Genomic DNA, 21,327 nt, shown 5'->3' on the forward strand with positions numbered 1-21,327 from the left:
GTTTTTCCTGATGCGCGGTAGCTATTTTTGAGCGTATTGATAGCGACATTTATTCGCTAAAACAGGCCGCAAGGGAAATGTAAAAACCGTTTGTTCAATGAGTAAATATCATGCCAATGAAATTTAAGCAGATTCAGGCTTTTATTACTGTCGCTCACGAAGGCAATATGACCCTGGCCGCGGAGAAGATGGGGATCACTCAGTCGGGACTGAGCCGGCTGTTATTGAGCCTGGAAGCGGACCTGAGCGCGACCTTATTCGAAAGACACAAACACGGTATGGCGTTGAGCGAATATGGCAGCGCCTTTTTACCCTATGCGCTGACGATGCTGAATACCGAACAAAAGGCCCGCGAGGAGATTGCGCTCATCCGCGGCGCCGGGAAAGGTATCCTGCGGATTGGCTGTGTTTCCAGCCTGCTGACCAGCCATTTCATCGATAAGCTGGCAGCTTTCCATCAGCGACATCCCCGGATCCATCTGCGGATCGTCGACCGCATTGACTCCGAGCTCTTTAAACTCCTGCTGATGCACGACATCGATATCGCCCTCTGCGGCCCCTTACCGCATGATGAGAAAATCGTGGTGCGCGGTAAAATTAACTGGCAGGACCGGATCTGCATCGTCGCCAGGCAGTACCACCCGCTACATCAGGCGGCGAACTTATCCCTCGAGGCGATGCTGGACTATCCGTGGATCATGCCGCCGCCGTTAAGTACCCCGATGAACATCCTTGAGGATATCTTTCGTGCCCATCAGCTACCCTGTCCGCAGCCAGTGATTGAGTGCGCGTCCTCCTCGGCCATTAAGGCCTTTCTGTGCGAGAGCGATCTGTTAACGTCGATGCCAGCCCCGGTTTACCGGCACGAGGAAGCGCTGGGCCTGCTGCGTCCGTTCGAACTCGAGGGCAGCGTTTTTATCCGCGATTTCTATGCCTACAGCCATTTCGGGGTTCTGTCCGGGGCAGCCCTGCAGTTGATCCAGCATCTCAAGCAGTGAGGCTGGTCGGGCACGAACGTTAAGGTGTATAATATATGCATCTTAATAACAGGCGAAAGGCGGGGAGATGGGGAAGCGTATCGAACGGGAAAAGATGACGATTCAGCGGATGATTGCCCTCTACCAGCGGCGCTGTCCCGGGGCGCTGGCCGATAATGCGCACTATCAGGCGCTGAACGCCTACGCCGACAAGCGCCTTGATAAGTGCGTGTTTGGCGAGAATAAACCAGCCTGCAAGCAGTGTCCGGTGCATTGCTACCAGCCGGCGAAGCGCGAAGAGATGAAGCAGATTATGCGCTGGGCCGGGCCGCGAATGCTCTGGCGCCACCCGATCCTCACTATTCGCCATCTGCTGGACGACAGGCGCCCGGTGCCGGCGCTACCGGAAAAATACCGACCGAAAAAATAGCGGCCTTTCCCTGGTCAGCGCGGCGCGTAGCCGGGCGACAAGTCGGCCCCGGTAAGGCATTAGCCGCCACCGGGGATGGTTGCTGAAGCCCTCTGTTTCTGACTATCGCGGATCGTGCTTGCCACAAAGGCGACCACAAACAGCGCGGAAAACAGCACCACGATAGTCGGCGCCGGCGCGCTGTCGAGATAAAACGCCAGCCACACCCCTCCCGCCGAGCAGCCGATGGCCACCGCTACCGCCAGCAGCAGGGCGTGGATAAAGCGCCGCACCAGCAGGAGCGCGATCGCCCCGGGAGCAATCAGCAGCGAAATCGACAGAATAATCCCCACCGACTGCAGCGTCGCGACGATGGTCAGGGCGATCATGCACAGCAGGCCGTAGTGCAATAGCCCGCCGCGCAGGCCGCTGGCTTTGGCCTGCGTCGGGTCAAAGGCGTGCAGCAAAAAATCCCGCCATTTGAGACCGATAATCAGCGCAATCACCAGCGCGATAGCCGCCGTTTGTCCAATATCGCGAAGGGATATCCCCAGCATGTCGCCGAACAGGATATGGTCGAGATGAACATCGGACTGGATCGCTACATACAGCACCAGCCCGGCGCCAAACATGCCGGAGAAGACAATCCCCATGATGGTATCGCGCTTGAGTCGGCTGTTATCGTCGAGAAAACCGGTCGTCACGGCGCACAGCAGCCCGGCGATAAACGCGCCGATGGCGAAGGGGATGCCGATAATGTAGGCCAGCACCACGCCCGGAAAGACCGCGTGGCTCATGGCGTCGCCCATCAGCGCCCAGCCTTTGAGCACCAGAAACACCGACAGTAGCGCGCAGGGCACGGCCACGATGATCGATACCGCTATCGCATTGACCATAAAAGGAAACTGGAACGGGGCCAGGAACAGGTTCAGCATGCGGCCTCCCTGGCGCGGCGGCGGCTGGCCAGCAGGCCGTGCTTCGGCGCGAAGATAAAGGTGATGAGGAACAACAGCGTTTGCGCGACCACGATAATGCCGCCGGTGGCGCCGTCGAGATAGTAGCTGAGCCAGGCACCGAAGAAACTGGTCAGACTGCCGATAGCCACGGCGATGGCCAGCAGGCGCGGAAAGCGGTCGGTTAACAGCCACGCGGTGGCCCCGGGAGTCACCACCAGGCAGATGACCAGAAAGGCGCCGACGGTCTGCAGCGCCGCCACGGTGCAGGCGGCCAGCAGGGTAAAGAACAGCAGCTTCAGGCCGCGGGTGTTCAGGCCAATCGAGCGGGCATGGTTTTCATCAAAGAAGGTCACCATCAGATCTTTCCACTTCAGCAGCAGGATCGCCATCGAGATAAAGCCGATCGCCGCCAGCTGGATAATATCCTCCGGGGCGATGGCCAGAATATTGCCGAGAATAATGGTCTGGATATTCACCGACGTCGGATTCAGCGACACCATAAACAGCCCGATCCCGAAGAAGGAGGAGAAGATCAGGCCGATAATGGCATCCTCTTTCAGCCGCGAGCGTTGCTGCAAAAACATCATGCTGCCCGCCGCCAGGCCGCCGGAGAGAAACGCGCCGAGCGAGAAAGGCAGGCCGAGCATATAGGCCCCGGCGACGCCGGGCACAATCGAGTGGGAGAGGGCGTCGCCAATCAACGACCAGCCCTTCAGCATCAGGTAGCAGGAGAGAAACGCGCAGACGCCGCCCACCAGCGCCGACACCCACATCGCATTGAGCATATAGTGATAGCCAAACGGCTCCAGCAGCCAGCTCATCGTGGGCCTCCTGCCGCGCGCCGGCTGATAAACGGCCGCTCGTCATCGGTGATAACCTGCGCTTCCCCGCCGGTCAGCGCGACGTGGCGTAGCACGCCGCTGAAAGCCCGCTCCAGATTCTCGGCGGTGAAGGTGGTTTCTGTCGGGCCGCTGGCCAGCACGGTGCCTTTCACCATCACCGTGTAATCACAAAATTCGCTCACTGACCCGAGGTTGTGGGTGGAGACCAGCATGGTACAGCCCTCATCGCGGAGCTCGCGCAGCAGGCTGATGATCCGCGCTTCGGTCTGCACATCGACGCCGGTAAAAGGCTCATCCAGCAGGATCACCTGACCCTGCTGAGCGATAGCGCGGGCAAGGAAAACGCGCTTTTTCTGCCCGCCGGAGAGCTCGCCAATTTGCCGATGGCGGTACTCGCTCATGCCTACGCGGGCCAGCGCGGCATCGACAATGTCGCGATCGCGCGGCTTTGCCCGCCGCAGCCAGCCCATATGGCCGTAGCGGCCCATCATCACCACATCCTCCACCAGCACCGGGAAGGACCAGTCCACCTCTTCCGACTGCGGGACATAGGCGACCAGGTTCTGGCGCAGCGCGCGGTTGACCGGCTGGCCGAGTATGGCGATCTCGCCGTGGCCGACGCGCACAAAGCCCATCAGCGCTTTAAACAGTGTGGATTTACCCGAGCCGTTAACGCCCACCAGTGCGGCAATGGAGCCGCGCGGTACGCTGAACGAGGCGTCGCGCAGGGCAGTGTGGCCGTTGCGCCAGGTGACGGTGAGCTGGTCGACATACAGTCCCGCTTGCGCTGCATTCATGGCTGCTTCCTCATCCCGTCCTGGATACCGTTGACGATGGTTTCGGTGGTGACGCGCAGCAGGTCGAGCCAGGTCGGCACCGGGCCGTCGGCGGCGCTCAGCGAATCGACATACAGCACGCCGCCGTAGTGGGCCCCGGCTTCGCGCGCCACCTGACGCGCCGGTTTATCGGAGATGGTGCTTTCGCTGAAGATGGTCGGGATGCGTTCTTTCTTCATGGTGTCGATAACCTTGCGCACCTGTTGCGGGGTGCCCTGCTGGTCGGCATTGATCGGCCACAGATACAGTTCGCGCAGACCATAGTCGCGGGCCAGATAGGAGAAGGCTCCCTCGCTGGTGACCAGCCAGCGCTTATCCGCCGGCAGCTGCGCCAGTCTGGCCTGCAGCGGCGCCATCGTTTGACGGATCTTCTCTTTGTAGGCCTCGGCGTTACGGCGATAGGTGTCGGCGTGAGGCGGATCGTACTTCACCAGCGCATCGCGAATGTTATCGACATAGATCAAGGCGTTATCTGCTGACATCCAGGCATGGGGATTGGGCTTCCCGCTATAGGGGCTCGCGCTGATGCCCATCGGCTGGATCCCCTTGCTGACCACCACCTCCGGAACGCCCTGTAAGTGCTGATAAAAACGGGCAAACCACCGTTCGAGATTAAGCCCATTGCTGAGGATCAGCTGCGCCCCCTGCGCGCGTTTGATATCGCCTGGCGTGGGCTGGTAATCGTGGATCTCCGCGCCCGGTTTGGTGATGGAACTGACGACGGCGGCGTCGCCGGCCACGTTCTGCGCCATATCGGCGATAACCGTGAAGGTAGTGATAACCCTGAATTTCTCCTGCGCGGTGGCCGGCGTCGCGGCCAGCAGAGCCAGCGCGCTGGCCAGCAGCAATGATTTCAGCAGTGTCAGGTGTTGCATAGGATCCCTCGCAATGGTGTGGTTAATTTCCCAGCGTTTATAGCCATTGCTATGTTATATAGCACAAGCTATTTACAAATGAAAATAATTCTTATTTGCATGCGTGAGTAATAATGAGCCGGGAAACGAAAGCGACAAGAAAGGGGGAGATAAGGCTGGCCCGGCGCGAACCGGGCGAAGATCAAGAGATATCGGCGACAGACTGGCGCGGGATCAGGCGGCCAGCCAGCGAGCGGCCCTCGGCGGTGAAGGTTGGCCGGTCGTCAATCAGGCTGCGAATACGCTGAATACAGTTATCCAGCAGCGCCTCCAGTGGCCAGGAGATGCAGGTCAGCGGCGGGTAGAGCAGCGAGGCGAGCGGGGAATCCTCAAGGCTCAACAGGGAGACCTCCTGCGGGACGGCGATGGTGAATTCGCGTAACAGACGCATCGCCTCAGCCGCGTAGCGGTCGCGTTTAACGATAATGACTGAGTATTTACTGAAGCTGTTAATTAAGGTCAGCAGCGCCTGCTCGACGTCATCGTTGGCCGTCAGCACCAGCTGGCGGTTAAAAGGAATGGAGTAGTTTTGCAGGACGTTGCGGTAGCCTTCCAGCATCTGACGGCTGGCATCGTCGCTATCGCTGTCCACCAGCAGGGCGATGTTGCGGTGTCCCTTGCCAATCACATAGCGGCAGGCGCTTTCGGTGGCGAAGGCGAAGTCGTAGCCCTGGCTGTTGCTCCCGGCGACGCCGAAGCGGTCAAAGGCGATAACGTTGCGCGGCGCGTCGGCGGCAACGGCGCCCAGCACCACCACCGCCACGCACTGGCGCTGCAGATCGTCGATCGCCGCCGCCTGCTCTACCGGATCGCTGACATACTGGACCAGCAGGCTTTTATTCAGCCCTTTCAGCGCCTGAGAGAGCAGCGGCAGTAGACGCGTGCCGTGGCTTTCGTCCTGCGCGGAAATCACCAGACCAACGTGGCTGGATGTCTGACTGGCGAGGTTTTGCGCGGCAAAGCTCGGGCGATAGTTGAGTTCTTCAACGGCCCGCAGCACAGCTTCCCGGCTCTCTTCGCGCACGCCCCGGGTGCCGGTCAGCACGCGGGAAACCGTCGCTCTTGAGACATTCGCTAATCTTGAAACATCATCAATCGTTGGCATGGCTTTTTCTGTCTGAACATTTTCGCCTAGCTTAACATACCTGCTGAAAAAAGTGTCTACCGCTGCCCGTCCGCGGCGCCGGGCAGACGGGGCAGCCAGGCCGCGCCGCGCACGCCGCTGGCGTCGCCGAAGCGGGCCGGTTTGATCTGCGTGCGGCAGGTGTCGGAGAAGATCCACGGCACGATGGCGGCAGGCAGATCGCGATAGATCTGGCTGACGTTGGACAGACCGCCGCCCAGCACAATCACCTGCGGGTCGAGAATATTGATCACCGATGCCAGGCTACGGGCAAAGGCATCGATAAAGTGTCGCCAGTGGGCCAGCGCGCGCGGATCGCCGTTTTGCGCCGCGGCGACAATGGCTTCCGCACGGGCTTGTTCCCCATAGCGGCGGGCGAAGCCGGTGCCGGAGAGAAAGCTTTCGATGCAGTTCGTTTTGCCGCAGTAGCAGGGCTGCGGCGGACCATCGCGCTCAGGAGTATAGCCCGGCAGCGGATTATGCCCCCACTCCCCGGCGATAGCGTTGGGGCCGCTGAGCAGTTGTTGATGAACGGCGATCCCCCCGCCGCAGCCGGTACCGATAATCACCCCGAAGACGGTGGAGGCCCCGGCGCCGGCGCCATCTACCGCCTCCGAAAGGGTGAAGCAGTCGGCATCGTTTGCCATCCACACCGGCTGGCCAAGCTGCTGCATGATATCCCGGCGCAGATCGTGACCGTTGAGCACCAGGCAGTTGCAGTTTTTAATGCGTCCGCTTTGCGGATCGATAGCTCCGGGCAGGCCGATCCCCAGGGTGAACGGCTGCGGGCTGACCGCGCGAATATCGGCAATCAGGGTCAGCAGCTGACGCATAAAGGCGTCATAGCTCTCTTTGTGGGTCGGCCGGCGCAGGCGCTGGACGCATTCGCCCGCCGGGTCCAGCAGTACGGCTTCCATTTTGGTGCCGCCAATATCTATTCCAAGATGTAACATAGTGACCTCGGGGAATCAGACCCGGCCAGCGCGCCTGGCCGGGGAACGCGCTAGGCGTGAAGTGGTTGCGCGCGGTAAATCGCAATCAGTTCGGCAATCAGCTCTTTCGCCAGAATGGAGGTCATCAGGTGATCCTGAGCATGGACCATTACCAGCGTCATTTTGGTTTTTCCCTCGCCTTCGTCAGCTTCGATAAGCTGGGTCTGTACAAGGTGAGCTTCGCGGGAATAGTGCGCCGCTTCCTGCATTTTGGCGTCGGCGGTGGCGAAATCACCCGCTTTAGCGGCGTGCAGCGCTTCGTAGCACAGACTACGTGACTGGCCGGCGTTGATGATGATCCCCATCACCTGTTCTTCTAATTCCATGATTATCCTCTGAATCGTTAGCGTTAAGCGGTTTGCGCCGCGTTGTCAGCCTGGCCGACGGCGTTTTCACGCTCCTGGGCCAGCAGCTGTTTTTCGTAAGCTTTGAGAAATGGCAGGTACATCACCATGGCGGTGGCCATACAAATGAGGCACAGGATCACCGGGCTAAAGCTCCAGTTCGCCGCCCACGAGGCGCCGATGGGCGCCGGCGTTGTCCACGGCGTCATCGATACTACGCGGCTGACGAGATCCAGCTTCAGCGCAAAGTACGCCAGGGTCGCGTTGACCATCGGCACCAGCACGAACGGCAGGAAAAACAGCGGATTCATGATGATCGGCGCGCCGAACAGGATCGGTTCGTTAATATTGAATACCCCCGGCACGACCCCCATCCGGCCAATCGTCCGCAGATGCACGGCCTTGCTGCGCAGCAGCATCAGCGCCAGCGGCAGGGTGGAGCCGACGCCGCCGATCAGCAGATAGTGATCCCAGAAGCCCTGGACATAGATGTGCGGGATAGCGGTGCCAGCGGCCATGGCCGCCTGATTGACCGACAGGTTGGCCATCCAGAACGGGTTCATGATCCCGGTGACGATCAGCGCGCCGTGGATCCCGGCGAACCACAGTACCTGACAGACCAGCACTGACAACAGAATGGCCGGCAGCGTATCGGAAGCCGCGACCAGGGGTTTGACCAGCGACATGATCGCTTCCGGAATGATCATCCCCAGCTGAGCCTCGATAAACAGGTTCAGCGGATGCAGCGTCAGAATGATCGCCAGCACCGGGATCAGGATCTCGAACGAGCGCGCCACCCCGGCAGGCACTTCCGGCGGCAGGCGAATGGTGATGTTATGCCGCTTGAGGAAGGCGTACAGCTCGGTGGAATAGATGGCCACCAGAATGGCGGTGAAGATCCCCTGGCCGGAGAAGTAGGCCGTAGAGATCTGGCCATCTTTCAGCGGCGCGGCCACCAGCAGAAACGACATCAGCGACAGCATCCCGGCGGTCAGCGAGTCCAGGTGATGGTGCTTGGCGAGGCTGGCGGCGATCCCGACGGCAATGAACAGGGTCATCACCCCCATGCTGAAGTTGAACGGCAGCATCAGCGCATCGCGATGATCGAGCGAAAATTGCAGCCAGGCGCGGGCAAAGCCCCACGTCGTATCCGGAGAAAACGGCGGAAAGATAAACACCAGCAAAAACGAGCCGACGATCATAAAGGGCAGGGCGGTAATAAATCCGTCGCGGATCGAGGTCACGTATTTTTGCTGGCCGATCGCGCCGGCCAGCGGCGTGATCTGCCGTTCGATCACATCGATCAGTTTAGCGTACAGAGAGCTCATGTTCTTTCCTTAGTTCTTGTTTTCAATGAGGGAAAGGGCGAAATCAAGGACCGCGGCGCCTTTTTGCATGCCGTAGTCCATCATATTGATGGGTTCGACGCGGATACCGTATTTATCCGCCTGTTTTTGCAGATCCTGCTGCATGTATTTCACCTGCGGCCCCAGCAGCACCACCTGATAATGGCCAACCTGTTCGGCGAACTCCGCTACGCCATAGGCATTGATCTCTACCGGCAGGCCCCGCTGTTCGGCTTCGGCAATCATTTTTTTCATCAGCAGGCTGGTGGACATGCCTGCCGAACAACACAACATTATTTTTTTCATAAGTACCGCTCCTGATGAGGTTGGATGAGCGGACTATAGTCAAAATGGATGCATTACGGAAAGCGCTTTCCGTTTGTGGATTTATTAATTGTGACCATGATCACCTATGGCAGGCTTTCACTTTCCGGTGTTGTGGGCGATCATCCCGGCGAGACAACCATTCGCAAAGGTAGGAGTATGAACATTCAGTTAATGAATGTGGCCGTGGACATCATCGAGCAGCGGCTGGCGCCGCTGGCGAATGTTCTGACGCGCAACAACCACATTACGGCGATGCGCGATAGCTTTGCGCTGGGGATGCCCTTTGTGATTGTTGGCAGCCTGTTGGTGCCCATTTTGTTTCCGCCCGTTTCCATCGACGGCGCCTCGCGTTTCGGCCAGGTCTATTTGCTACTGCGGCCTATCCTGCTGCCGACCTTTCAGCTAACCATTGGCCTGGTGGCGCTGATTGTCGCCTTCGGCGCCAGCGCCAGTCTCGCCAAGCAGTACCGTCTGCCGGAACGGCTCTGCGGTTTAACCGGGTGTCTGGCTTTTCTGCTGTTTATCGGCTTTCGCGAGACTGCGGTGAGCAATGTTTATCTCGGCGGTATGGGGATATTTACCGCCCTGATATCCAGCACCTATTCCATTGAGATAATTCGCTTTTTCTACAAAAAAGGCTGGTGTATTCGCTTGCCTGATGAAGTGCCGCTGATGACCCGCAATGGCTTTCAACTGCTGATCCCGCTGCTGGTGGTGATGCTGTCGATAAGCGTGATGAATGCCATACTGCTGCAGACCACCGGACGCATCGTACCGGAGTTGATCAGCGAAGCGGTGCGGCCGCTGGTGCTGGCGTCCGACACGCTGATGGCGGTACTGATCTCTTTATTTATCTGTAACTTACTCTGGTTTATCGGTATCCACGGCGCGCTGATCATCACCGGGATCATGAACCCCTTCTGGATGACCTATCTGTTTGAAAATCAGCAGGCGCTGGCGGCGGGTTCGCCAACGCTACCGCATATTTATCTGCAGGGGTTCTGGGATTTTTACCTGCTGATCGGCGGTATTGGCTCCACTTTGCCGCTGGTGCTGATGGCGATGCGCAGCCGCTCGCGGCAGCTGAAAAGCGTGGCAAAAATTGGCCTGCTGCCGTCGCTGTTTAATATCAACGAGCCAATACTGTTTGGTTTTCCGGTAATCATGAACCCGGTTTTTTTACTGCCGTTTCTCTTTGTTCCGCTGATAAATGCCTGTATCGCATGGTATTTAACTCAGCTGGGTATCCTCGACCGCGCGGTGGCGATGCTGCCATGGTCTATGCCTTCCCCGCTGGGGGCAGCATGGTCGGCGAACGGTAGCTGGAAAAATTTGTGCATGAGCCTGTTCGCGATGTTTAACGCCTGGATGCTCTATCGCCCCTTCTTCAAAGTGTACGAACGCCAGCTCGCGGAAACCGAACGCTGACCCCCTCGCCGTCGGCGGCTTATCCCCCGGCGGCACTCATTCACCTGCTCCTCCTTCCGCTCTGCTGCCGGCTCCCGGCGGCATTCTTGTTATTTTATGTGATCAGTCTCACGAATATATTCGTCGCGGAGCGAATTTTGTGAACCAGATAGGCAATTATGGAAAGCGCTTTCCATTAACGGATGTACATTTCCATTTTTGATCCGTAAATTTCCCCTCCGTTATCGGTTCGTGTTAACAAACATAACGTGGGAAAAAAATAATGATAAAGCTGAAACATTCAATACCTCTGGCTCTCCTCTCGCTGGCAGGGGCCAGCAGCCTGGCCTGCGCCGATCCGAAGTATGATTTTGCGCTGCATGGCTATATCCGCTCCGGGATCCTGGCGAACTCCGATGGCAACCGCGCGGACTCCGTCGGCCTGATGCCGGACGGTAAGTGGCGACTGGGCAACGAAGAAGACACCAAGATCGAACTGATCCCCACCGTGACGCTGACGGCGGACAGCGGCGTGGTGGCGAAAGTGCAGGCCAACCTCACTCATCAGTCGAAATGCACCTCCGACTGGAACTGTCAGGATGACGATGGCCATGACGTACAGTTTCGCGAAGGGTTCGCCGAGCTGAGCAATCTGGATTTTGCGCCGGAGATGACCTTCTGGGCCGGTAAGCGCTACAGCAGCTCCAACACCTCCAGCCATCAGTTCGACTGGGAGTACATTCAGTACAACGGCACCGGCGGCGGCTTCGACAACATGGATCTCGGCTTCGCCCGCTTCGACGCCGGGGTGTACGCCTTTTCACCCACCGAAGAAACCAAAGCCTACCCGGTGGATAAGGGAGATCAGGGCTACCCGGATGACTATTCCCTCAACCTGTGGCTGAAAAAGATCGCGGGGACAGGCTTCGATCTGGAGCTGATCGGCCACCATATGAACCGTAACGAAAACCACCCGACTTCCGCCGAGAAGGGCTATGGCGTGACCGGTATTTATAACTTTGACGGTTTCTATGGTCTGACCGGAGGCTACTCCCGCCTTGCATTGCAGTACGGGAAAGGGCTGGCGGCGGGTGACTCACTGGGTAAAAACGGCTGGGGCTGGGCCAATCTGGAAAACACTCAGTCCTGGCGAGTGGTGCTGGATAGCGTGGCCTCGATGGGCGACCTGGAGATCTCGACCTTCGCTTTCTGGCAGAAAGATAAAAACTACCGCTGGTGGACGGAAGATGACCATGGCTGGGGACGCTCGATGTGGGTCGCCGGTATCCGCCCTTATCATCAGATCACCCGCAACTTTGCCATGCAGTACGAGCTGGGCTACGAATACCTGGATGACAAAAACTACAAAGGGGTAAACGGCAAAGGCAAAGGCGGCCTGACCAAAGTCACCGTTGCGCCAACCCTGACCTTTGACTCCGGTTTCTGGGCACGCCCGCAGCTGCGCTTCTTCGTCACCTACGCGAAGTGGGATAAAGGTGTCTCCGATGCGCTGGACGGCAACTACAACTGGGATACCAATACCATCACCGCCGGCGGGTATTCCCGCAGTGGCTCTACCGACACCGTTAACTTCGGCGTACAGGCCGAGGTCTGGTTCTAAGGAGAGACAACGATGAAGCCGATGAAAAACCTGCTGCTGATGGGGCTGCTGTCCGCGCTGGGGGCCGGCGGGGCGCTGGCCGCCGAGCGCTCGCACTTTATGCACTTTATCACTCGCGACGGCGCCACCCTCAAGGACGGCGACAAGGTGTTTCGTTTCGCCGGGATCCACGCGCCGGAGCTGCACCGCATTGAAGACGACGCCCGCGGCCCCTGCAGAGCAGACCCGCGCGGCTGGGGACAATACTTTAAATGGCCAACGGCGCAGGAGCAGCAAAACTGGATCCAGGCGATGGTGCAAACCGGGGCGAAAGCCCAGCGCGTCTACGTGCTGTCGGTGCAGCAGGAATTTGATAAAGCCTGCGGGCGCGAGACCCATATTCTGGCGCCGGAAACGGCGGACGGCATGCCGCGGCTGAATGAGAAAGCCATGCGAGTGTATGACAACATGATTGCCGAAGCGGATAAACAGGGATTGCGACTGATCCTGCCGTTTATTGACCACTGGTGGTGGTGGGGCGGGCGTGAGCAGCTGGCGGCGTTCTACCACGAAAAAGCGGAAGACTTTTATCGGACCGATAGCAAGACCTTCAAAGCCTATCTGGATGTGATCCGCCAGGTTATCACCCGGACAAATACTGTCACCGGCCGCGCCTATTATGATGAAAAGGCGATCATGGCCTGGGAAACCGGTAACGAGCTGGAGGATACCAACGCCGATTTCCTGCATCAGACCGCGGCGTGGATTAAAAAATGGGCCCCTCATCAGCTGGTGGTAGATGGTACCTATAAGAAAATCAATTCCTTTGCGCTGACCGACCCCAATGTGGATATCGTCAGCAATCACTATTACACCAATGCCGATAATAACCATCCCGGGCAGGTCACGCAGGATCTGCGCGCCGTCGGCGGGCAAAAAGTCTATCTCGTCGGCGAGTTTGGCCTGCTGCCGGCGGATCAACTGAACGCCATTATGCAGTCGATCGTTCACAGCGAGGTCAACGGGGCGCAAGCCGCCGGCGGGCTTATCTGGGGCTTCCGCGGCCATCGTTACGACGGCGGCTTCTACTGGCATAAGGAGTCGACCGGGCACTACAGCTACCACCTGCCGGGGTTTGCCAAAGAAGGCGAAGCGAACCAGGAGCAGGCGGTGGTCGATCTGGTGCGCACGGCCGCGGCGCAGATGGCCGGGCAGCAGACGATGGCGCCGCTGCCGAAGCCGAACGCGCCTTTGCTGCGCGAGACCACCTCGCCCTTCGCGATCAACTGGATGGGAGCCGCGGTAGGACGCAGCTACGATGTTGAACGCGCCGACTCGCCGACCGGGCCGTGGACGGTGGTGGGCCGGGATATCTCCGATGGCGTTAACGAATGGAATCCGGAAACCATGGTTCTGTTCCGCGACGATTATCGTCAGCTTCAGCTCGGGCATACGTATTACTACCGGGTGACAGCGAAAAACGAGAGCGGTCGTTCGGCTCCTTCCAATGTGATTAGCGTGCAGCATAGCGAGGAGAATCAGCCGCCGGTTGTCACGCTGGAACCGGCCCTAACCACCACGCAGGACCAGGGCGTCGAGCTTACGGCCAGCTGGCAGGACGATGGCCTGCCGTCGCGAGAGGTTAAGGTGGGCTGGCAGCACGCCGGCGATGGTCAGGTGCATTTCTGCCATGCCGATCGGGCTCAAACCCGGGCCTGGTTTACGACGCCAGGTACCTATGCGCTGACGTTCACGGCGGACGATGGGCTGCTGAAAAGCAGCAAAACCGTGACCGTGACGGTGGGCGAAGCGACGGGGAAAGCGCCAGCAGATTTTTGTCGTTATTACGGCGAAGTTTATGGCGTGGCTGAGGGTCGGCTGACGGTGATGAAGAGTGATAAAGACGCGCTGACAGTTGGCGAGGACGGCTTCCTCGGCCCATTTGCCAACGAGGGGGATAAGATCGGCTGGCAGGTGCAGGCGCCGTGGAGCGGTCAGTTCCTGCTCAATGTAACCTTCAACGGCAAATGGGGCGGTAAGCAGAACTCATTTGTCGTCAACGGGGGCGCTCCGCAGGCCGTGGCCTTCCCGCAGACGGATGAGCAGGGCCAGCAGTTGCGGATACCGGTGACGCTTAACGCGGGGACTAATCAGATTGACTTCGGCCGCTTCGCCGGCGACTGGGGCTATATGTTCATTAAATCGATCGAAGTGGTCGCAGAGTAGTACGTTCAGGCTGCGCCAGACGGGCGCAGCCTTTTTTCGAAGGAGAGGTTATGCAGCAATATCAGTTTCCGCAAGGGTTTCTATGGGGGGCGGCGGCGTCCGGCCCGCAAACGGAAGGGGTCACCAATAAGCGCCATCGTTCCATCTGGGATAGCTGGTTTGCCGAACAACCGGAGCGATTTTATCAGCAGGTAGGGCCGCAAACCGTATGTGATACTTATCATCAGTATCCGCAGGACGTGGCGCTAATGAAACAGACCGGCTTCAACTCGTTTCGCACCTCGATACAGTGGTCACGACTGATCGCTGATTTGGAAACCGGTGCGCCGGACCCGGACGCGGTGCGTTTTTATCACGCCTATCTCGATGAGATGATCGCCAACGGCATTGAGCCGATGATCAATCTCTACCACTTTGATATGCCGGAAGCGCTGCAGAAACAGTACGGCGGCTTTGAATCGGCGCACGTGGCCGAGCTGTTTGCCCGCTTTGCCCGCACCGCCTTTAGCCTGTTTGGCCATAAGGTTAAATACTGGATAACCTTCAACGAGCCGATTGTGCCGGTTGAGGGGGGCTACCTGTACGACTTCCACTATCCGTGTAAGAAAGATGGCCGGCTGGCGGCGCAGGTGGCGTTTAACATTATGCTGGCGCACGCCAAAGCGGTAACGGCTTATCGTGAACTGGCGCTGGCGGGCGAGATCGGCGTGGTGCTCAACCTGACCCCGAGCTATACCCTCACTGACAGCGACGCGGATAAAAAAGCCGCCGGGTATGCCGACCTGTTTTTTAACCGCAGCTTCCTTGACCCGCTGGTAAAACATGAATTCCCCAAAGCGCTGTGCGAGATCCTCGCCGCCCACGACTGCCTGCCGACGACCAGCAAAGACGACGTGGCGTTGATCCTCAGCGCGGATATCGATTTTCTTGGGGTGAACTATTACGTGCCGCGGCGGGTAAAAGCGCGTGAGGGCGAATATGATCTCGATTATTTCACCCCGGAATACTATTTCGAAAACGCGGTGAACCCGCAGGGCCGCTTTAATCCCTATCGTGATAACAACGAGATCCTGCCGCAGGCGATCTATGACATTGCCGCCAATATTCGCGATAACTACGGCAACATTAAGTGGTATCTCGCGGAAATCGGCATCGCGATGGATCGACAATCAGAGGGAGAGCCCGGGGCGGACGGGGTGATAGACGATAATTTCCGCATCCAGCTGATGGAGGAGCATCTGGTGCAGCTGCACCGCGCCATTGCCGACGGCGCGAACTGCTTTGGCGTACACCAGTGGACGTTTATCGACAACTGGTCGTGGATCAATGCCTTCAAACGACGCTACGGCTTCTGGCGACTGGATCTGGAGACCGGCGAGCGACAGATAAAACGCAATGCGCTGTGGTTTGCCGAACTGGCGACCAGCAACGGTTTTACCAGCGATAAATAGCGCGCGGCGCCTGCGCTCCCTCTCACCGGCGCGGAAAGGGGGAGCGCACGAGGTTACACCAGTTCGTCTTTATTAATACCCAGCCGCTTCATGCGCGACAGGAGCGTGGTGCGCTTGAGCCCCAGCCGCTGGGCGGCGCCTTTCGGCCCGGCCACCACGCCGTTGCTCTCCTTCAGCACCCGGACGATCAGCTGATATTCATCCTCACCTTCCTCAGGCAGGACCGCCGGCGTTCGAGGAACTTCCACGATCTCCCGCTCCGGCAGGGAGAGCTGCAGTACGTTGCCGCGGGTGAGTAACACCGCCCGTTCGATAACGTTTTCCAGCTCGCGCACGTTGCCCGGCCACTCCATCCGCGTCAGGGTGCGCAGGGTTTCCGCCGGAATGCTGTCGATGTTGCGCCCCATGCGGCGGGCGATTTTAAAGGTAAAGGCCTTCACCAGCAGCGGAATATCGTCGGGACGTTCGCGCAGCGGCGGCAGGTGGATGGGGAACACGTTGAGCCGATAGTAGAGATCGCTGCGGAATTCCCTGTCGATAACCATCTGCTTGAGATCGCGGTTGGTGGCGGCGATCAGCCGGACGTCGGTCTGGATCAGCTTGTTGCTCCCCAGACGTTCGAACTCCTGCTCCTGGAGGACGCGCAGCAGTTTAGGTTGCAACTCCAGCGGCATATCGCCCACTTCATCAAGGAACAGGGAGCTTTTGTCCGCCAGCTCGAAGCGGCCGATACGCTGGGCGCTGGCCCCGGTGAACGCGCCGCGTTCGTGGCCGAACAGATCGCTCTCCAGCAGCCCGGCGGGCATCGCGGCGCAGTTCATCTTCACCATCCGTCGACCGTTACGCCCGCTGAGGTTGTGGATGGCGCGGGCGATAAGCTCTTTACCGGTGCCGGTTTCGCCGAGGATCAGCACGGTGCTGTCGCTGTGCGCCACCATCTCGACCTGTTTGAGCACATTGTTCATCGCCTCGCTGCGGCCGATGATCTCGCCGAATTCGCTCTCGACATTATTGAGCTGCTCGGTGAGGGCGAGGTTCTCATCCACCAGCCGCTCTTTCAGGCGCTGAATTTCGCGGTAGGCGAGGGCGTTATCGATAGCGATCGATACCCGCTCGGCGATCTGCCGCAGCAGCTTGAGATTGGTGGTGGTGAAGACCTGTTCGTCGCACTGCGCCAGCTTCAGCACCCCGAGCAGGGTATTGCCGGACATCAGCGGCAGCAGGCACAGGGTCTGGATCTTATTGCCCCACATCTCGAAGAGCATTTTCTCATACGGCGCGAGGGTGTCATGTTCGTGCAGGTTGAGCAGCAGCATCTCTTTGCTTTTGAACACGCGCTCGGTGAGGGTACCTGCTTCATCCACCTCGCTCTGGTCGTGAACCGGATGGCTGGCGTCAAGATAATGCGTGGAATAGATGTTGAGCTTCCCTTTGCGGTCGCTGCGCAGCACCACGCTGATGGCGTCGATCCGGAAGTAGCGATGGATCTCTTTCGCCACCTCGCTGACCAGCTCGTCGATATCCAGGCGTGAGAGCACCGCGTTGGTGATCGCCACCAGGATGCGAAAGTTGTCGCGCTCGTGGCACAGCAGATCGTAATCGACGTTATTGCTGACCCGGTTCTGAATTTGCTCGGTGACGACGGCGACGATCTGCGTGAAGGTATGCAGCCGCTGGAACTCTTTCTCGCTCCACGGCCGGTTGTCACGGCGCAGAAATTCACAGCCGCCGAAGATCCGCCCATCAGCCGCCAGCGGCAGCAGCGAGTAGTACCCGAACGGGCGATAGAGCCCGCTGCGGATAAGCTGCGGCCAGGTGTCGGCAAAGGTCTCGTGGTCGCAATGCAGAGCATCCGGCCGGGAGAGTAAGCGGCGCACCGGACCGTGGGCGAGCACGGTTTCGTCCTCGTAGCTCACCGGGTGGCCGGCTTCATCGCAGGCATACCTGGCCGCGCGGTGGTTACCCGCGTTCCACAGGATGATGGCCGCCTCGTCGGCGAGCGCTGACTGTTGCACCAGGCGGGTGAGAGTTTCGCTCAGCGCGGCCAGATCGGGCTGCTGTAATAAAAGCCGGGTGATATCGAACAGCCCCTGCTGGCCGAGATCGCTCATCGGTGTATACGACATTGCTTACGTCCAAAACGCGCCGACAACGTGGCGCATAAGAAAATGATGGTACAAATAATAGTATGTTAATAAAGCGGTTATTGCCGCTTTAACCCCGGCTCGCGCTGCGCTTAGCCGGGCTACGTGCGCGCAGTTTTGTAGCCCGGATAAGGCGCCAGCCGCTATCCGGGACCCGACGCCGTCGTTAACAAATTCTCGGCAGCGGCTCGGCGTGGGGAAGATCGAGCGTACGCTTCACGCCGTACAGCCCAACGGAACGCACGCCCGGGCGGTCGACCACTTCGCCGATTATCGCCGCATCGCGTCCCAGTGGGTGAGACCGCAAATGCGCTAGCACGTTTTCCGCGGCCTCGCGGGCGACGGCGAGCACCAGTTTGCCTTCATTGGCGAAGTTCAGGGCGTCCAGCCCAAGCAGTTCGCAGACGCCGCGCACCGTATCGTTGACCGGCAGCGTTGCCTCCTGCAGTTCGATGCCGCAGCCGCTGGCGGCGGCGAACTCATGGGCGACGGCATTGACCCCGCCGCGGGTGGCGTCGCGCAGAGCTTTCACTCCACTCAGTGGCCGCAGGGTCTGGATAAGCGGCGTCAGCACCGCGCAATCGCTGGACAGCGCGCCGTCCAGCCCCATCTGCTCGCGCAGGTTAAGGATGGTGGCGCCATGATCCCCCAGCGTGCCGCTGACCAGTAGCACATCACCGGCGCTAATCTGCTGCGTCCCCCAGCGAACGTCCGCCGGGATGGCGCCGATGCCGGCGGTGTTAATAAACAGCTTATCCGCCGCGCCGCGCGGCACCACTTTAGTGTCGCCGGTGACGATGGCGATCCCTGCCGCCCGGGCGGTGTCGGCCATGCTGGCGACCACCGCTTCCAGGGTGGCCATCTCCAGCCCCTCTTCGAGAATAAAGCCGCAGGAAAGATAGCGGGGGATGGCGCCGCTGACCGCCACATCGTTGGCGGTACCGCAGACGGCCAGCTTGCCGATATTGCCGCCGGGAAAGAACAGCGGGTCAATCACGTAGCTGTCGGTGGAGAAGGCGAGGCGGTCCCCCTGGGCGGCGAGCGCCGCCAGATCGAGGCGCGCCTGATCCTCCTGCTCCGCCAGCCAGGGGTTGGCGAAGGCCTGCATAAACAGGTCGCCGATCAGCTGCTGCATTGCCTGACCGCCGCTACCGTGGGCTAACTGGACGCTTTTCATGCTTCATTTTCCTGACTGCGATATTGATACCAGGCGGCGCAGGCCCCTTCTGAGGAGACCATCAGCGCGCCAAAGGCGCTTTGCGGATTGCAGGTGCGGGCGAAGAGCGGGCACTGGTGCGGTTTACAGCGGCCGGTCAGCACCTCGCCGCAGCGGGCCCGCGGGTCGTCGCACACGCGCTGCGGCGCCGGGCGGAAATGCGCCTCGGCATCGAAGCGCTGATAGGCTGGCGTAAGCTGCACGCCGGAGTCGCTAATGACCCCCAGGCCGCGCCATTCGCTGTCGCCATCCAGGCGAAAGACGTCGGCCATCGCCGCTTGCGCCAGCGGGTTGCCGGCATCCGGCACCACGCGACGGTACTGATTTTCCACATCGCTGCGCTGCGCTATTGTCTGCTCAACCAGCATCACCGCGCCTTGCAGTAGATCAAGCGGTTCGAAACCAGCGACCACTAAAGGACGATGATAGTCGCTGGCGATAAAGCCGTAGGCTTCGGTGCCGATCACCATACTGACGTGGCCCGGGGCGAGAAAGGCGTCGATACTGTTGTCCGGCTGATCCAGCAGGCTGCGCAGGGTCGGCAGCAGGGTGATGTGCTGGCAAAAAAAGTAGAAGTTATCGACGTTGCGCTCCCGCGCCTGACGCAGGGTGAGGGCGGTGGCGGGCATGGTGGTTTCGAAACCGAGGCCGAAAAAGACCACCTCACGCTGCGGGTTTTGCTGCGCCAGCCGCAGGGCGTCCATCGGCGAGTAAACGATGCGGACATCGGCGCCGCGGGATTTCGCCTGCAGCAGCGAGCCGTTTTTACCTGGCACGCGCATGGCGTCGCCGAAGGTGCAGAAGATGACCCCCGGACGGCTGGCAATCTCAATGCAGGCATCGATGCGCCCCATCGGCAGGACGCACACCGGGCAGCCTGGCCCATGAATAAATTCGATATTCTCCGGCAACAGCTGGTCGAGCCCGAATTTAAAAATGGCATGAGTATGGCCGCCGCAGACCTCCATGATGCGTAGCGGTCGCGCGGCGGTGTGCGGCAGCAGACGCGCACGCTGCTGAAGATGCGCCACCAGCTGCATCACCTGTTCGGGGGCGCGGTATTCGTCAACGTAACGCATTATCGCTCCTCGCCATACAGCAGCGCGCCGACGTCCGGCTCCACATCGAACATATTTTGCAGCGCCTCGAGAGTGTCGCGCGCTTCGGCTTCATTGATCACGCTCATGGCGAACCCAACGTGCACCAGCACCCACTGGCCGAGACGCGTCTGACCCTGCTCGTCAACGGCGCCCACCAGCGTCAGGTCGACGTCGCGCTGAATGCCACAGACTTCCACCTTCGCCAGCACGCCGTCGATGGCGCAAATTTGTCCCGGAATGCCTATGCACATCGCTGCGTCTCCAGCCAGGTGAGCCACTGCTCCATGCCTTCGCCGCTGGTGGCCGAGAGGAGAATAATCTCAATATGCGGATTGACCTCACGGGCGCAGGCCAGGCACTTCTCAACGTCGAAATTGAGATACGGCAGCAGGTCGACTTTGTTGAGCAGCATCAGGCTGGCGGCGGCAAACATATGTGGATATTTCAGCGGCTTGTCTTCGCCTTCGGTGACCGACAGCACTGCCACCTTATGGCGTTCGCCAAGATCAAAGCTGGCCGGGCAGACCAGGTTGCCGACGTTTTCGATAAACAGAATGCCGTGGTCAGCCAGCGGCAGGCGCGGGGCGGCGTCGGCGATCATCTGGGCATCGAGATGGCAGCCTTTCCCGGTATTGACCTGAATCGCCGGGGTGCCGGTGGCGCGAATGCGGGCGGCGTCATTGACCGTTTGCTGATCGCCTTCAATCACCGCGCAGTCGGCGCGTCCTTTCAGCCGGGTGAGGGTTTCGGTCAGCAGGGTGGTTTTACCGGAGCCGGGGCTGGAAACCAGATTCAGCACCAGCTGCTGTTTCGCCGCAAAGCGTGCGCGGTTGCGCGCCGCCAGACGGTTGTTTTTATCCAGCACGTCGATCTCCACTTCCAGCATCCGCCGCTGGCTCTGCCCCGGGGCGTGAGTCCCAGCCTCGCCATGGCCGTAATGCAGGTCGCCCTCTGGCGTGCGGGTGGGGGCGAAGTGATCGGTTTTGACACCGGTGATGGTCATCGTCTGGCGTGGGGCGGGCGCGAAGGGGGCGCTGCGGAACGCGGAATGCGGGTTTCGTTCGTCTCCTTCAATATAGAGGTTGCCTTCGCCACAGCCGCATGTTGTACACATAGT

20 protein-coding genes are annotated in these 21,327 nt (G+C 59.7%); 6 read left to right on the forward strand and 14 right to left on the reverse strand.

Annotated features, from left to right (window positions below; translation table 11 throughout):
• Positions 1 to 110 precede the first annotated feature (110 nt).
• Together AC3EMD_RS05245 and AC3EMD_RS05250 are read left to right on the forward strand one after the other, a co-directional pair.
• Positions 111 to 998, forward strand: a complete 888-nt coding sequence (locus AC3EMD_RS05245) for a LysR family transcriptional regulator (RefSeq protein ID WP_016161709.1) — start codon at positions 111 to 113, stop codon at positions 996 to 998.
• 67 nt (positions 999 to 1,065) lie between these two features.
• Positions 1,066 to 1,407, forward strand: coding sequence for a nitrous oxide-stimulated promoter family protein (locus tag AC3EMD_RS05250; RefSeq protein ID WP_008806199.1), 342 nt, complete (start codon positions 1,066 to 1,068; stop codon positions 1,405 to 1,407).
• Between the two features lie 59 nt (positions 1,408 to 1,466).
• On the opposite strand, the gene AC3EMD_RS05255 is transcribed toward AC3EMD_RS05250, so the two are convergent.
• From AC3EMD_RS05255 to AC3EMD_RS05295, 9 genes are all read right to left on the reverse strand, one after another.
• Entirely contained in the window at positions 1,467 to 2,321 is an 855-nt protein-coding gene (locus AC3EMD_RS05255) for a metal ABC transporter permease (RefSeq protein WP_012540752.1), read from the reverse strand.
• Entirely contained in the window at positions 2,315 to 3,163 is an 849-nt protein-coding gene (gene sitC, locus AC3EMD_RS05260) for an iron/manganese ABC transporter permease subunit SitC (protein WP_022065493.1), read from the reverse strand. Before sitC ends, AC3EMD_RS05255 begins: the two co-directional genes overlap by 7 nt.
• Positions 3,160 to 3,981: a manganese/iron ABC transporter ATP-binding protein gene (locus AC3EMD_RS05265; protein ID WP_012540754.1), complete on the reverse strand. Its 822-nt coding sequence runs from the start codon at positions 3,979 to 3,981 to the stop codon at positions 3,160 to 3,162. Before AC3EMD_RS05265 ends, sitC begins: the two co-directional genes overlap by 4 nt.
• Entirely contained in the window at positions 3,978 to 4,895 is a 918-nt protein-coding gene (locus tag AC3EMD_RS05270; protein WP_302073967.1) for a metal ABC transporter substrate-binding protein, read from the reverse strand. The genes AC3EMD_RS05265 and AC3EMD_RS05270 overlap by 4 nt, the downstream gene beginning before the upstream one ends.
• 181 nt (positions 4,896 to 5,076) lie before the next feature.
• Positions 5,077 to 6,039, reverse strand: coding sequence for a LacI family DNA-binding transcriptional regulator (locus AC3EMD_RS05275; RefSeq protein WP_087498700.1), 963 nt, complete (start codon positions 6,037 to 6,039; stop codon positions 5,077 to 5,079).
• Positions 6,040 to 6,095: 56 nt separating this feature from the next.
• Complete coding sequence (locus AC3EMD_RS05280; protein WP_012540756.1) at positions 6,096 to 7,010, reverse strand: ROK family protein; 915 nt, start codon at positions 7,008 to 7,010, stop codon at positions 6,096 to 6,098.
• A 50-nt stretch (positions 7,011 to 7,060) separates the two neighbouring features.
• Entirely contained in the window at positions 7,061 to 7,375 is a 315-nt protein-coding gene (locus AC3EMD_RS05285) for a PTS lactose/cellobiose transporter subunit IIA (protein ID WP_002914983.1), read from the reverse strand.
• 23 nt (positions 7,376 to 7,398) lie between these two features.
• On the reverse strand, positions 7,399 to 8,721 hold the full coding sequence (locus AC3EMD_RS05290; RefSeq protein ID WP_004145789.1) for a PTS cellobiose transporter subunit IIC: 1,323 nt from the start codon (positions 8,719 to 8,721) through the stop codon (positions 7,399 to 7,401).
• Between the two features lie 9 nt (positions 8,722 to 8,730).
• Positions 8,731 to 9,045, reverse strand: a complete 315-nt coding sequence (locus tag AC3EMD_RS05295) for a PTS sugar transporter subunit IIB (RefSeq protein WP_002914979.1) — start codon at positions 9,043 to 9,045, stop codon at positions 8,731 to 8,733.
• 177 nt (positions 9,046 to 9,222) lie between these two features.
• Here AC3EMD_RS05295 and AC3EMD_RS05300 point away from each other — a divergent pair, with 177 nt between their 5' ends.
• From AC3EMD_RS05300 to AC3EMD_RS05315, 4 genes are all read left to right on the forward strand, one after another.
• The gene (locus AC3EMD_RS05300) at positions 9,223 to 10,494 is read left to right on the forward strand and encodes a PTS sugar transporter subunit IIC (protein WP_302073968.1); all 1,272 of its coding nucleotides are present in this window, start codon (positions 9,223 to 9,225) and stop codon (positions 10,492 to 10,494) included.
• Between the two features lie 262 nt (positions 10,495 to 10,756).
• The gene (locus tag AC3EMD_RS05305; protein WP_302073969.1) at positions 10,757 to 12,094 is read left to right on the forward strand and encodes a maltoporin; all 1,338 of its coding nucleotides are present in this window, start codon (positions 10,757 to 10,759) and stop codon (positions 12,092 to 12,094) included.
• 12 nt (positions 12,095 to 12,106) lie between these two features.
• On the forward strand, positions 12,107 to 14,299 hold the full coding sequence (locus AC3EMD_RS05310; RefSeq protein WP_302073970.1) for a CBM35 domain-containing protein: 2,193 nt from the start codon (positions 12,107 to 12,109) through the stop codon (positions 14,297 to 14,299).
• A 50-nt stretch (positions 14,300 to 14,349) separates the two neighbouring features.
• Entirely contained in the window at positions 14,350 to 15,750 is a 1,401-nt protein-coding gene (locus AC3EMD_RS05315; RefSeq protein ID WP_016161704.1) for a glycoside hydrolase family 1 protein, read from the forward strand.
• 53 nt (positions 15,751 to 15,803) lie between these two features.
• Here AC3EMD_RS05315 and flhA read toward each other — a convergent pair whose 3' ends face one another.
• The 5 genes from flhA to hypB form a co-directional block, all read right to left on the reverse strand.
• Positions 15,804 to 17,876 carry a formate hydrogenlyase transcriptional activator FlhA gene (gene flhA, locus AC3EMD_RS05320; protein ID WP_008806189.1) on the reverse strand — a complete coding sequence of 691 codons (2,073 nt, stop codon included), beginning with the start codon at positions 17,874 to 17,876 and terminating at the stop codon, positions 15,804 to 15,806.
• A gap of 184 nt (positions 17,877 to 18,060) precedes the next feature.
• Complete coding sequence (hypE, locus tag AC3EMD_RS05325) at positions 18,061 to 19,071, reverse strand: hydrogenase expression/formation protein HypE (RefSeq protein WP_008806188.1); 1,011 nt, start codon at positions 19,069 to 19,071, stop codon at positions 18,061 to 18,063.
• Positions 19,068 to 20,189 (reverse strand): hydrogenase formation protein HypD, encoded by a 1,122-nt coding sequence (gene hypD / locus AC3EMD_RS05330; protein ID WP_012967355.1) that lies wholly within the window; start codon positions 20,187 to 20,189, stop codon positions 19,068 to 19,070. The genes hypE and hypD overlap by 4 nt, the downstream gene beginning before the upstream one ends.
• Positions 20,189 to 20,461: a HypC/HybG/HupF family hydrogenase formation chaperone gene (locus AC3EMD_RS05335; RefSeq protein WP_022064696.1), complete on the reverse strand. Its 273-nt coding sequence runs from the start codon at positions 20,459 to 20,461 to the stop codon at positions 20,189 to 20,191. The genes hypD and AC3EMD_RS05335 overlap by 1 nt, the downstream gene beginning before the upstream one ends.
• Positions 20,452 to 21,324 (reverse strand): hydrogenase nickel incorporation protein HypB, encoded by an 873-nt coding sequence (hypB, locus tag AC3EMD_RS05340; protein ID WP_008806186.1) that lies wholly within the window; start codon positions 21,322 to 21,324, stop codon positions 20,452 to 20,454. The genes AC3EMD_RS05335 and hypB overlap by 10 nt, the downstream gene beginning before the upstream one ends.
• Between the last annotated feature and the right edge of the window lie 3 nt (positions 21,325 to 21,327).

This window comes from Klebsiella sp. PK18, from assembly GCF_057784655.1.